Source organism: Peribacillus sp. QJM3NY_7 (assembly GCF_056173225.1).
This window is the reverse complement of record NZ_CM149663.1, coordinates 5,475,416-5,488,972: the sequence shown is the minus strand read 5'-3', so window position 1 is coordinate 5,488,972 and position 13,557 is coordinate 5,475,416. Positions and strand designations below refer to the sequence as shown.

Genomic DNA, 13,557 nt, shown 5'->3' with positions numbered 1-13,557 from the left:
GTTTGAAAGGGTGAAAAACATTGAAAATAATAAATTGTTATACATTTTATCTTAGAATATTAGCCCGTACATGGGTTGTTCCTATATTATTCTTAGGTATTCTTATTTACGGATCATTTTTATTTTTCGTTTATAGCTCATTAAATGATCCTCAGTCAGTAGTATTTGCTAATCCTGTAGTTTTAGCTCTCATGGTTTGCTATTTATTCATTGGGATATATTTAGCTAAAATTGATGAAAAAGAAGAAATTTATGAAACTTTTAGCATTATAAAGAATGCAGTCTTATATAAGACACTTGCAAAATGGTTACTCATTCTTAGTTCAGTAGTGTTAATTACTGTATTGTTATTTGCTGTTTATCTATACTTATTTTTCACAAAAGATTTTAACAATAAAACGTATTTCTTATCGGTGTTAAAATATATTTGGTTATATTGGGGATTATCCTCCTTCATTATGTTCTTGTTAGGAAATTTATTATCTCTCTGGATAAGAGGAAAGTTCGTTTATTTGATAGCACTTGTTATCTACGTCTTCACTATACCTATGAATTACGTTGTGTTTCGTACAGAAGGAAAAATACCTTCCCAATTTAGAATTGATAAAATTCTAAACTTGGGAGAACCTAACATGACCAGAGCTTATAACAGTTTATACGGTTTCTCATTAGATACCATTCATTGGGATAAAAAGCTGTTAATCATTTCATTGTTAACCATTCTATTCTTATTAACATGGAAGAAGAGAATGATAATATCTAAATCACAATTGAAATTTTCATTAATACCTATGCTAGTTATCTTAGTAGGTTCCGCAGCGTATGTACTACAACCCCTTCAGGTGCTTTCTGATAATGACGGTGCAACAGATCGGTATTATAGAGAAAATAAGATATCAGTAAATAAATCATTTGGGAATCCTATTAGTTTTAAAAAATACGATATTGAGTTAAGTACTAAAACTAATCTCAATGCTTCAGTTAAAATACAAGCAATTAGCACAGCTACAAAAGATGTTAAACAAATTAAACTTGGCTTATTTCACGAGTTACATATTCATCAAGTAAAGATGGATGGGACAGAGATTAAATTTAAACAAAAAAATGACTCGGTCACTTTATATTTTGAAGACAATACTTGGAAACCTAATGACAGTAGAATACTAGAATTTAACTATGAAGGATTACAATCTAATCTCTATTTTGGAAATTCTCAAGCTGTTTATCTACCAAATTATATGCCTTGGTTACCAAGCGAAAATTCCCTTCCAGCTTTTGATATTGTAACGAAAAATCAGTTTTTACACCGAGTACCTCATCAACCTAATGACAAGAAAGAGTATCATCTTAAGGTAAAAGGTGCAAATGAATTATATACAAATTTAACAAAAACAGGAGAAGGAACTTGGGAAGGAACTTCCACCGACGGTATCTCTTTATTATCTGGACAATTATCATCTAAGATTGATAATAATGTGACATATGTCTTCCCTAATACTTGGGAATCACAATTTGAGCATACAGATAGCATTTACAACTATTTAAACGATGTTACAAAGGTGATGAAAACTACATTAAAGGATGATCATCTCACTGTTCCTCGTACTATTTATTTTGTTCCAAATCAAAGCATTACGGATGGTTTGCCAGGAGAAGGAACATGGTGGAATAATGACTATTTAATTTGGGGATTCAATCATATAGATTATCCTTCTACTCCATTCTTTACAGTTAATCGTCTAGGAGACTTTACTCCTCAGTTAGTATTTGCGAAAACTAAAGTATCATCTTATAAAGAAGATTTTGAATTCAATATTTTATTCTCAAATGTATTTGGGAGAGCTCTAAATAATACCCTTCAACTTCCTAATGAGGGCGTAGAGTCTTCTTCTTTAGATTATCTCATTAGATATGCAATAGGAGAAAATCAAGCTAAACAAAAAGTAAAAGAGCAAGTCAACATATGGCTAAAAAACAAGGATTCATTGAATCCTGAAAGCTCAATATATAAAGAATGGTATTCTTTAATTCAACATCCAACTTCTCAAAAATGGAATAAATTACATGGCATTCTAAAAGAAGAAAATTCAAAATGAGGAGAACATTATGGAACGTATTTGCTTAAAAGAAGTCAATAAATCTTATCAAAATAAACAGATTCTGAAAAACCTAACATTTGATATCCAAGGTTCTTTCGGACTACTAGGAGCAAATGGTGCTGGCAAAACTACATTGATGAGAATTTTAACAACTTTAGTGCCAGCTGATAGTGGAGAAATTAAAATGAATGACGATCTTTCGTGGAATGATCAAAATGTAGTTCGTTCTTATATCGGTTATTTACCTCAACATTTCTCTTTATATAAAAATGTAACAGTAGTGGAGTGTTTACTCCACTTAGCTGTCCTAAAGGGTATCGAAAAATCGAAAGCAAAAAAAGAGATTGATTCACTCCTTCAGGAAGTGAATCTACAAGAGCATAAGAAAAAGAAAATTAAGCAACTCTCCGGAGGAATGCTTAGACGTGTCGGAATTGCTCAAGCTTTACTCGGAAACCCTCGCCTATTAATTGTTGATGAGCCTACTGTAGGACTAGACATCGAAGAACGTGTACGTTTTCGAAATTTGTTAAGAAAATTAGGGAGAAATCGAACTATATTAATCTCTACTCATATAGTTGAAGATGTAGAAATGACATGTGACTATATCGGAATCTTAAAACAGGGAGAAATCATCTTTACAGGAAAAAAAGAAGACTTAAAGGCAACAGTTAAAGGGAAAATTAAGGAAGAGCTTCTAACTTTGGAAGAGGCAGATTCTATTCAGAATCAAGTAATTTCTCTTAAGCAACAAGAGGATAAGTGCCTTGTACGCTACTTTATAGAAGAACAGGAGGAACAAACGGAAGTTTCCCCTACTATTGAAGATGCTTACTTGTATCTCACTAGGAGAGGGGAATAACAGTGAACTCTGCTAAAAAGTTAGATTTGCAATTTGAAATTAAATCTATGGGTGTATCTTATTATGCACCCTTACTTGTTATCTTATTGGGAATTATCTATGTTAGTTTCTCTTCAAGTGTAGATGTGATTAGACATACGTCAAATTTAATTGAATTTGTTATTTGTCCTTTTGCAGCATGGTGGTCTATGTATTTATTCTTCGATTATTATGAAGATCGAGCATCTGAGGTGCTCTTTAGCTATCCACTATCATCGTTCTTTCACGGAATCATAAGAGTAACAAGCTTTTTTATTTTCTTTCTAATAGGGTTCTTTATACTTCTCGTTACTATTACATTGAAACATCCAGATATTTCCATAATGGATATATCCATTATATATATACCCCAAACTATATTATATAGTTACTTAGGTTTCACTCTCATGGTGTTGTCTAGAAATATCATTTTCCCTTTACTATTGATAGTAGGGTATATAGCAATGAAGTATTGGACAATGGAAAGTAATCTATTCCCAGTATATAATGTCATGTCTTTCTCCTTTGATATGGAAGTATCTTCCAAAATAACTAGCTTATCTATACAAAATATTGTGATAGGTATTATTCTAGCTACTATAGGACATGTTATCCTAACTAAACGTAAGATATAGGTTCTTACCTTAGAATATATGTAGAAAAAAAGAACGAACTCTTTAATACCACAAGGTTCGTTCTTTTTCTATAGGTTTGAACTTTGAATTTCTGCCTTAAAACGACGACCAACGAAAGTCCGTAAGAATTAAATAAGAAATATTCTACAAAAATCAAATCTTTCCCCCATTAAAAAAGTATTATTATAATAATTTAAAAACCTACATCATATACCACAAAAAACCCTCAAAGGATATAGACCAGTCTAAGCCTGCTTTTTCCCTACTAAAAAAGGCCATTCATTTGTCATGAATTATTAAAGACACTAAATGTTTTTAATACATTGTTTGTTTCTTCTTCAGTAATCCCAATATAGCGTAAGGTAACGGAAGGGTGAGAATGATGCAGAATTCGTTGCAGCATGGCAATATCCTTCGTAGCCTTGTAAAACCAATAGCCAAACGTTTTTCTTAAAGTATGGTTGCCGACATGTTCCACGCCAGCGAACTCTGCCGCCTTATTTAACTGCCTGTAGGCCTGGGTAGGGGTAATGGGACGTTCTCCCTTCCTAGACGGGAATAAATAGGGGCTCGGGACGCTTTGGGCGTACGCAAAGACCTCTTCGAAGCAATTCGCGATATACATGTCGCGGATCTTTTGCGTTTTACCTTCTTTGACCCGGAGAATTTTGTGTTTTTTGCCTTTGAGGTCCAGGATCTGTTTCGTGTTGAGCTTGAGCAGGTCCCCGACACGCAGGCCGGTCTCGCAGCCTACGACAAACAGAATGTAATCACGCTCCGAACAATGGCGCTTCAGCGCCCATTTCATATCTTCTAACTGCTGCTGATCCCGGATCGGCTGCACATCTTTTGGTTGTGTCATCATCGACCTCTCCTCCTTCAAACCCTTATGTACCAACGATTTGAATGTACGATTTTTTCTTTTTTATCAGTATAAAGAGAAAAAAAGAAAAAAGCCAATGAAATCAGTAATTTGAATGTACGATAATTTCTATTATCATACATTCAAAAAATGAGTAAAAACCCTTAATGAACTAATGGGGCAGTTTAGTTTAATAAGAGAGAAGCCTATTTTATGTCGCTTTTAATCATCTAAATACCAGATAGTTCTACAAATAGATAAATATGATAAAGTTAAAAAGGATGTAAAAGAGACAGAATTTTGGACAAGGAGATATAAAGTGAAGAAATTAAAAAAACGAGTTTTTCTAGGGTTAGGTGTGCTGATGGCTGCGTATATACTTTTTGTAGTCTATGATTACTTAGACAATCAGAAAAAGGAAGAACAGAGCCGAGCATTCATGGAAGAAAGCAATAAGGTATTTAATGAATATGATATTAAATCGCTCGGAGTCAATCCAAATAACAAAACGATTAAAGTCCATGTGCCGATAGAGGAAGAACAACGGAATGAACTGGCCTATTCTTTGGCTCAAATCGCCCAAAAGCATGGCATGAAGGATTATGAAGTCATAGTTAGAGCTATAAGAGATGGGTACCCAATTTCCAATTGAAAGCCTTGTGAAGGATTTTACTTAAACTAACGGGTGCTTTATTTCATTACCAGGAATATGAGACATTAGAAGCTCAGCTTGATAATTATAGAGGTTTTGTTACATTGGATGAACTTTAGATCTGTTGCTTATTAATCTAACTGGCAGTCTTATACTCTGTTTAAATAAAAAAGGCTGTTATTCTCAGGAAAGGAATTAACAGCCTCAAAACAGGAACATATTTCCAATATGGTACAATGATTTTAGGGATACCACCAACAAAACGCAGAAAATGTTTTCCGCGAAATGTTGGTGCCCCTCTTTATATATTAATGACTCTACTACAAGTATGAGCAATATGATTATCATGGGTAACAATAACAATTGTGTTACCCTCGTTATTAAAATCCTTTAACATTTGAATAATGACATCCCGATTTTCTATATCTAAGGAGCCTGTAGGCTCATCTGCTAGTATGAGTTGGCTTTCTTGTAAATATAGTTTTAGCATTGCTATTCTCTGTTGTTCCCCTCCACTTAGCTTATATACATGTTTATCCATAAGTTTCTCTAAATGGAGCATTTTTAGTGCTTCTTTAATTTTTTGTACTCTTTCATTTTTAGACAACTTTTTGTACTCTAATGCAATATTTAAATTCCATTTTACTGTCTCATCTTCTACCAAACCATAATTTTGAAATAAATAACCAATCTTATTACGTCTTAATAACATTGCCTCTTTCGAGTGGATATCAACATTCTTTTTATTAAATAAATATAAATCTCCCTCAGATGGTTTTGAGATTAATCCCATTATATTTAATAGTGTAGTTTTGCCCTTACCACTCTTACCCATGATTGCTACCATTTCACCATCATTTATAGAAAAGTTAATGTTTTCAATTACCGTATTTCCATTAAACTCCTGACATATGTTTTCTAATCTTACTATCTCCAAGTTAATTCCCACCATTCATTACTTTATATACGTCTTTAACTATTAGCTTATTATACAAATAAAGCATAGATGCCAAATCATATAAGATAAACAACAAATAAATGAAAATATTTACATTTAAAATATACAAAACACTCGAAACACCGATCATAAAAATAATCATTACTAAATTAGCCCTTAAATTCTTTAGTAAATGATACCCTTGCATATATCTTGCAGCATAACTTCTACCATTTACAATCATATCTATATAATTTGATATATAAATGATAAAAATTAATAAAATGATAAATAAGAATACAAAAAGCTTTGCTTGGTCAAATAGAAATTCATAACTACTGAAAATAGATTCAAACGGGGTCAACAAGTTATGTGCCATATATAGATTATCTAAATCATACTGAATCAACATACTTTTAAATTCTTCCCTATCATTTAACTTAAAAGCCAGCTGGGAAGATCCTAGCATATCGAAATAAAAACCACTTCCAAAACTTCCATTATCAAGCATGATAATAGAATCAGTAAGTTCGATATCTACCTCATCTTCATAGGGAATTGAACTTAATATTTTATATTTATATCCATTGTTAATATAAATAATTTGTAAATCATCAATACTAACTTCCTTACCTTTAATATCATATCTTGTATTATAGTTTAATGTGGTATTATACCTTTCTATAAAATATTTTTTTATATCCTCTTCACTATCTCTATATTTTTCAGGAACAAGAATTGTAGGGGTATCCTCATTAAAATCCCAATCCATTTTAATGTCAGTATAGTTTTCTATATAATTTTTATTTAAAATTAAATTGTTTCTTTCATAAGTATTCATTACTTCTTCTCGCGATATTCCACGACTTGCTAGGAAATTTGGATCCAAATTATCACGAACTGGATCAAACATAACATACGCTTGATCTATATTTTTGACGTACATCTTCTTTACATTGTCTGCAACTTCTTCTAACCTTTGGGGATTGTTGAGTAATTTATCATATTCATCTGAATTTCTACCATGCGAAGAATACAAGGAATTTAACATTTTATAGTCATCATATTTTTTATAGACTTCATCTAGCTCTTTGTAATAATTAATAACAAGATTCATTAGAATGGTTACAGAAAGAATTAATATAATCTTAATCAAATTAATAATCATATATAGCCTGTTAGAAAAAATTTTATTCTTTAATGCTGCAACGATATTGGTTTTCCTTACAAAATGTTGTAATAGTAATAATAACAAAATGATTATCATACTAACGACTGATAAAAATAAAAATAAGAAAATTGTATAAGTCCAAGAAAATTTATCAGTAATTAAATAAAATACTGAATGTCCCACAACCAAGATTGTTATAAGGATTCCTTGAATTTGTAAAGTTTCCTTTATATTCGTTATAACTATTTTAGTAGGAGAAAAACCACTTAACTTTTTCACTGCATTTGTTTTAAATCTAAATATTGTATATATGTATAAAATTGTAAAGGTAGTGATACCTAATACTAAAAATTGTAATAGATTGTTATTAAAAATTTGATTGTAAGACAACCTATTCTTACTTACTGGTTTAATGTCTACTGCAGTCCTTAGTGAAAGTTCTACCATTTGGTTATCGGATAAATTTGCACTAAAATATCCAGAACTATCTATAAACTCATCTTCTGTCATTTTAAAATACCGATAAACATTATTGGAAATCCCAACATATTGTTTTACTGAGTTTATATCTGTATGGTAAATATCATAATAGGTTTTTCCATCTTCTGACATTGGATTTTTTACTATCTGAAAATCTACGTTCTCTTCAATAAGTCCTTTATAGACTTTTAATAAATCTTGACCTGTTTCATAATCTACTTTATATTCATTTAATGAGGAATCTCCTATATTATTAAGCCCATAGATTTCATAAATAGAGTTAGTGTAGATATAGGAGAATATAATCATTAAACCAGTCAAATAAATTATATATATTTTTTTCATATATATTCCTTCCATCTTCTTATAATATATATATCATTAGCTTAATTACTTGACTCTTGCATTTTTACCAAAAGCCCTAAAAAGGGCCTATTTTTGAAAGAATCTAGTTAATATGTATAGTTCATTACCGCAAAACACTAGTATATATTTTAAATGTAAAAATAGTATATTTATCCAACTCAGGCTGTCGAGAAAGTCTCGACAGCTTTTTTCATATCTATTTACTACAAAATATAGTGGTGTATCAATGAATTAATACCCGTATGTTGTGGTAATAGGACAAATAAAACATCAAAAAACCCCTTTTTCAATATCTCATTTTGAAAATTAGGGGTTTTTCTACAATCTGAGTTGGATATATTTATCCAACTATTTTTTTATTGGCCACATAATACGTGATAATAACCTTTTAAATACTATTAATATGATGCTCCCCAATTACTATAATCTGATTTATATTTTGTCGTTATACTTTTATAATCATAATCAGAAGTTTCATTAGCATACCATACTCTATTTGCATTTTTAAATGCTTCCCCTATTTTCCAACCAGATGAATATACAGTACTACCAACTTTAACTTTTGCTAATACTGCATAATTTTTTCCATCATCTTTACTGTAAAAAGCCTTATGGTCCCATATACGACAGAAAACAATAGTATCACTTTGTCCAGCATCAACAGCGAGCGCTCCAACAGCTGGGTATGTAATAGCTGCTTGTGCCACAAATGGAAAACTCAAACAGATAATTGCTAAACAGAGAATAGATTTTACTTTTTTCATATTTCCCCCCCCTAATTGTAAATATTATGTAGCCTCTTTTTAAAAATATTTACATATTTTAATATACTTGGAAGTTAATGTTTTTGCAATAAAATTGTTACAAATTGTCATAATACCGTTAAGAAATGAATGAAATATTAATAAATTGTGAATTTTTTTTAGTTTAGTCTCTAAGGTTTGCTTACATTAGAACATCTTTTCTTATTTTTTGTTACAAATTATGTAACATTAGTAAGAAGAATGCAAAAAAATACAAATTTTTGTAGAAATGCGCGGTAAAATATGTCATCTTTTATATGAAACTAGTTTACAAATAAAAGCAAGAGGATGGGATTTAATGTTAAAAATGTTTTTTGCTACACTCTGTATTACTACAATTTTGTTAGGATCAACCATCAGTGCACAAGCAGCTGATACAGAAACTGTCCAACCATCACAAAAAGAAATTGAAAAAATGTTGGATGACGCTAAAAAAGAAACTGAGTTTGCTAAAAAAAATTGGAATAAGATTGCTAAGGAAAAAATTGAAGAAGGTAAAAAAGAAGGAAACCGTAAGAAATCTGACAGTACACTCTCTACTATGGCAACCGGTACAGCAAACTTTACCACTGGTGATCTTTTGGTAACTATGGATAGTACATATGGTTCTGCTGGTTTCAGATATGGACATGCAGCAATTGTATATACCAGTAATGAATATACCATTGAATCTTACGATACAACCGGTGTTAAAAAATTTGCAATGACTAAATGGAAACCAGGTGGGAAAATTGATACTATGATTGCTCTTTGGGTTAAAGGAGCAACAAGTACAGACTATGGTCAGGCAAAATCATATTCTGGATCACAAATTGGTGATCCATATAATTATTCATTTTGGGATTCAGATCGAAGTGATAAATTCTATTGCTCGCAGCTTCTTTGGAAAGCTTGGAAGTATGCAGGTTTCAATGTAAATGGTGGTTGGGATACTTTGATATCCCCTTACGACATAGTCCAGGATAGCGATACCACTGGATATTACACTAGGTAATTAATCTCATACTATTATCCAAAAAGTATAGTAAGATATTTACTATACTTTTTGTTTTGAAGGAGTTAACAGAATGAAGAAATTTAATTTTCCTATATTGACAATCTGTATTGTGGTAGGAACAGTATTGTTCTTTTACTTTAAAACTGGAATGAATGAAAATCAGAAAAGTAATGTAGATACACAAATATCCAGTGCTGAAAAAAGTGACATTTTTGATAAATTTAGTAATGCAACAAACAGTGGAGAAATTTCACAAAAATTCGCAATTTTATTTTCAAGTCCATTTGAAGAAAATGGTGAAATTCTAATAATGAATGGGGATACACAAAAAAATCTCTCGTTGAAAGGTACAATTGGTCTCGGGGGAGTAGATCAAGGGAATGAAAATGAACTTTGGCTTAATGGAACTGAAAGTAAATCTCTTTACTCAATTGATATTGATAATGGGAAATTGGTTGACCAAAACGCAAAAGATTATACAAACTATTTAATATATGAAAACGAGACCAAGATAATTGCTTATAAAGACAAGAATATAGATTTTAGTCAATTAGAGGTAGAATATAAAGGAAATATCGTAATTAGTGAGAGAATAAAGGGTTATCTACGGGTTGTAAAGGCAGATGAAAATTACGTCTATGCTTTTGCAGACCTTGTAGATGATAAAGAATCTAGTGCTCTTTACATATATAATCTTGATACGGGTGAACTTGAAAATACACTTCCAATGAAGTATAAATTTGCTAATGATATAGCTTTCTTTCAAGGAAAAGTCCTTCTAACAACTAAAGGAAAGTTAACAGCGTTTGACCCTGATAATTCGGAGTTATCTTATTTAGATACCAAAGGTGAGGATTTTGAAGCTAATCAGATATTAAAAATAAACGAAGAAAAAGTTATTATAACTTATTCTCACTTACACTTTGGAACTACTGTTGTTGAGCTAGACAAGGATTTAAAGATAATAAGGGAAAAAAATCTGAACTTTCCTTATGCCAAAGCATTTTTAAAAAATAATTCCCTTTATATTGCTTCTGCAATAAACAATGATGAAAATGTTGGTATTATAGGGGAATTTAATGTTAAAGATTATCATAAAACTGGACAAATCGTCATACCAAAGGTAGGCGAATTACCTATTGCAGGTGCTGAAATCCTAAATGGTAAGTAGAGATGAGGTAAGAAGATTAAATGGAAAATTATTTTCATGAAATAGGGATGGGTATTTTCGTTTATACTTATCTAATATTTCCTTTTTTAGCGTTGATATTAGGAATATTAGCCTTTCATTTATTTAAGAATATTTGGTTAGGACCAATAATAGCTGGTTTATTAAGCTTTGGTTTTTATATTTGGTATTCTGATATTAATGAAGATTATAAAGCTATATTTTCAATGCTTCATCTTATTTTTATTAATATATTTATCTCACTTATTGGATCCAGTCTTATAATGATATTTAAAAATAACCCCAATAAAAAACAAAAATGAGTTTTTAGCAAAATAAAATTGACTTCGTTATTATATCTATCTTGTTTATGGTTATATTAACGTATATTCCCCAACAAAAAAAATGCTGAATTTAACCAATATGGCTCTGTTCAGCATTTCAGTTTACCTATAAGGTACTTTATGTAAACTGAATCATAAAATATGACAAAGACTATAGGCTCTTCCTTTTTCTATAGTTTTACGTTAGAGCGTAAAGACTCATAAACTATCAAATTTACTTGTTTTTTGGTAGCAATTGTTGGATAATTAACCATAACAAAACATGGACGAAAAAAAGAACTCCAACGTGCTTAAGTGGTGGTGGAACACCCTTAAACCGTTCCCCCTAATTGCCCTAGGGAAAACACTTGTCGAAGTTCTTTGTTACTAATAAAGTTATATCACTTATTTTAGTGTATATTGCTTTCAGTTTCAAGGAAAAAATATTGTTTCTTTCTATTTAGACACAATAAAAAAGACGCTGTTTCCCTTAATCTTTATCGGGATCAGTGTCTTTTTTATTGTCCTCTAAGGAGGAAATATCATGTTAGTAGCAGGAAGAATTGAAAATTTTAAAGACTACAGCAAGTTTAGCAGCATAAAGGAATTCAACAACACGATTGAAATGTTCCTAGCCGATCATAAAAAAGATTTCACTAAAGGGGAACTAGTCGCATTCAAACGCCTGGTCCGATTCTCCGCAAAATACGTAGGTGTAGCCAACGCCAAGATTGGAACGCTAGTAAAAGCCATCAATGAAAAATTGAATGGGTTTGGGGTAATCCGATCCACTTTTGAACGGATGCTAAGAAAAGCAAAAGATTTAGGTATCGTATCCATCGTAAATACGAAGAAATCTAAAGGTGGCAAAGGACATAATGTCTATATTTTCAACACAATTGATGTATTAAAAAAGAGAAAATTGACGTATTGCGAAAATCAAGAGAAGCCTTGCTGCAGTAAGGACGAATCCTCCAAATTCGAAAGGGAAACTAGTAATCTTTTAGAAACTAGCAAGAAAAATTAGGCTACCTCACACCATATTCTTTTGGTCTGAGGTAGCCTGATTTTTTTGTAACTGAATCCAATAGCTCTTAAACTGCTCAAATACATATGCTTAGCGTACCTGTAAATAGGTGGGTAGCCATGACCACAATTATAGTTTTAATTGGTAGCATTTTCAGTTGTATTTCTGTTGGTTATGGAACAATTGTTTGCAAAAAAGGGCGAATTAGTAAAAAAGGATTTTACTATGGAATGACCTAGCAATTTGAGAAACACATAAAACCCCTTTTAACAATCATTTTTTAAAGGTATTGTTCTCCATGTAATGGATCTCCCTTATTAAAACATACGCTCTTATTGGTTTCCATTTTAGAAGAGTTTTAGTTATTTCTCCATGACCCGGTTATCGTTAATTCAATTGGTGTTAATAAACCGTTACTAAAATCAATTCGTTCTTGCACACCAGGGAAGTTAGGTGGTGCTATTATGTCTATTATTTCATTAGAAAAAGTAAGTAAAAGTTTTAAAGGGAGCGTCTTATTCTATAGTATTTCTAATATTAATTAGTTTGTTCATGATAGTAATGTTACCAGGAATTAATACAGCAAGAATCATCCCGGTTGGGTTAAATAGCTTCTCCTACTTGAATGAACATTCACTTTTGTATCTAACTTCTATCTTAATTAGGAATGAGTTTGGAACCAGTTGTCTTTGTTGCCATAGTTGGCGGCTTGATTTTAATGCTGCTCATTATCGGGGCCCCATTAAGACCTGTCCGGTTCATAGGGCAGGGCATTATAAAGGTCATTATCGGTGCAGCATTTTTGTTCTTTTTGAATACACTTGGGAATCAGGCGGGCATTTTTCATATTGTTTTTTGGTTAAGCAATGTATGATGTCGTTATTGGCGACTCCGTTGAGAAAATGTAACATCAGACTGACTTCCACCGATAGTTACATAATTTATAATACCTAAGTTTGGTTCTATATACCTTGATGTGTCTATTAATTCTACACATTTTAGATTTTAAAACATTATTTTGCTACTGGTGGGGAATCATTCAAGCCCGAACCCGAAAAAAAAGCAGGCGAAATGATTGCGGAAGAATTGAAGGCCATGCGTGAAGAATTAGTCGCACTTAGGGAAGAAAATCAAGAAATTAAGATTCACTTGGAGAA

At 31.5% G+C, this 13,557-nt stretch carries 13 protein-coding genes; 9 read left to right on the top strand and 4 right to left on the bottom strand.

The annotated features are described in order from the left end of the window. The first annotated feature begins 20 nt into the window (after nucleotides 1–20). The 3 genes from AC0VX1_RS26570 to AC0VX1_RS26560 are packed head-to-tail and all read left to right on the top strand — an operon-like array spanning nucleotide 21 to nucleotide 3,614. Complete coding sequence (locus AC0VX1_RS26570) at nucleotides 21–2,096, top strand: hypothetical protein (protein WP_475469585.1); 2,076 nt, start codon at nucleotides 21–23, stop codon at nucleotides 2,094–2,096. 10 nt (nucleotides 2,097–2,106) lie between these two features. After that, nucleotides 2,107–2,961, top strand: coding sequence for an ABC transporter ATP-binding protein (locus tag AC0VX1_RS26565; RefSeq protein ID WP_463501234.1), 855 nt, complete (start codon nucleotides 2,107–2,109; stop codon nucleotides 2,959–2,961). A 2-nt stretch (nucleotides 2,962–2,963) separates the two neighbouring features. Then, nucleotides 2,964–3,614 carry a hypothetical protein gene (locus tag AC0VX1_RS26560; protein ID WP_475469584.1) on the top strand — a complete coding sequence of 217 codons (651 nt, stop codon included), beginning with the start codon at nucleotides 2,964–2,966 and terminating at the stop codon, nucleotides 3,612–3,614. Between the two features lie 286 nt (nucleotides 3,615–3,900). On the opposite strand, the gene AC0VX1_RS26555 is transcribed toward AC0VX1_RS26560, so the two are convergent. Continuing rightward, the gene (locus tag AC0VX1_RS26555; protein WP_463503176.1) at nucleotides 3,901–4,476 is read right to left on the bottom strand and encodes a tyrosine-type recombinase/integrase; all 576 of its coding nucleotides are present in this window, start codon (nucleotides 4,474–4,476) and stop codon (nucleotides 3,901–3,903) included. Between the two features lie 319 nt (nucleotides 4,477–4,795). Between AC0VX1_RS26555 and AC0VX1_RS26550 the strand changes: the two genes are divergently transcribed. Further along, on the top strand, nucleotides 4,796–5,128 hold the full coding sequence (locus AC0VX1_RS26550; RefSeq protein WP_057219383.1) for a YolC/YozM family protein: 333 nt from the start codon (nucleotides 4,796–4,798) through the stop codon (nucleotides 5,126–5,128). Between the two features lie 301 nt (nucleotides 5,129–5,429). Here the strand turns inward: AC0VX1_RS26550 and AC0VX1_RS26545 are convergent, their stop codons facing one another. From AC0VX1_RS26545 to AC0VX1_RS26535, 3 genes are all read right to left on the bottom strand, one after another. After that, nucleotides 5,430–6,065, bottom strand: coding sequence for a putative bacteriocin export ABC transporter (locus AC0VX1_RS26545; RefSeq protein ID WP_475469583.1), 636 nt, complete (start codon nucleotides 6,063–6,065; stop codon nucleotides 5,430–5,432). A 1-nt stretch (nucleotide 6,066) separates the two neighbouring features. After that, nucleotides 6,067–8,061, bottom strand: coding sequence for a hypothetical protein (locus AC0VX1_RS26540; RefSeq protein WP_057219382.1), 1,995 nt, complete (start codon nucleotides 8,059–8,061; stop codon nucleotides 6,067–6,069). 419 nt (nucleotides 8,062–8,480) lie between these two features. After that, a complete protein-coding gene (locus AC0VX1_RS26535; RefSeq protein ID WP_475469582.1) occupies nucleotides 8,481–8,846 on the bottom strand; it encodes a hypothetical protein in 366 nt (121 codons plus the stop codon). A 337-nt stretch (nucleotides 8,847–9,183) separates the two neighbouring features. Here AC0VX1_RS26535 and AC0VX1_RS26530 point away from each other — a divergent pair, with 337 nt between their 5' ends. From AC0VX1_RS26530 to AC0VX1_RS26510, 5 genes are all read left to right on the top strand, one after another. Further along, nucleotides 9,184–9,879, top strand: coding sequence for a YiiX/YebB-like N1pC/P60 family cysteine hydrolase (locus AC0VX1_RS26530; protein WP_430755838.1), 696 nt, complete (start codon nucleotides 9,184–9,186; stop codon nucleotides 9,877–9,879). A 73-nt stretch (nucleotides 9,880–9,952) separates the two neighbouring features. Then, nucleotides 9,953–11,053: a hypothetical protein gene (locus AC0VX1_RS26525; RefSeq protein WP_475469581.1), complete on the top strand. Its 1,101-nt coding sequence runs from the start codon at nucleotides 9,953–9,955 to the stop codon at nucleotides 11,051–11,053. Nucleotides 11,054–11,073: 20 nt separating this feature from the next. Then, complete coding sequence (locus tag AC0VX1_RS26520) at nucleotides 11,074–11,373, top strand: hypothetical protein (RefSeq protein ID WP_430755836.1); 300 nt, start codon at nucleotides 11,074–11,076, stop codon at nucleotides 11,371–11,373. 544 nt (nucleotides 11,374–11,917) lie between these two features. Next, nucleotides 11,918–12,400: a hypothetical protein gene (locus tag AC0VX1_RS26515; protein WP_475469580.1), complete on the top strand. Its 483-nt coding sequence runs from the start codon at nucleotides 11,918–11,920 to the stop codon at nucleotides 12,398–12,400. 673 nt (nucleotides 12,401–13,073) lie between these two features. Beyond that, entirely contained in the window at nucleotides 13,074–13,274 is a 201-nt protein-coding gene (locus AC0VX1_RS26510; RefSeq protein WP_475469579.1) for a pro-sigmaK processing inhibitor BofA family protein, read from the top strand. The last annotated feature ends 283 nt before the right edge of the window (nucleotides 13,275–13,557 follow it).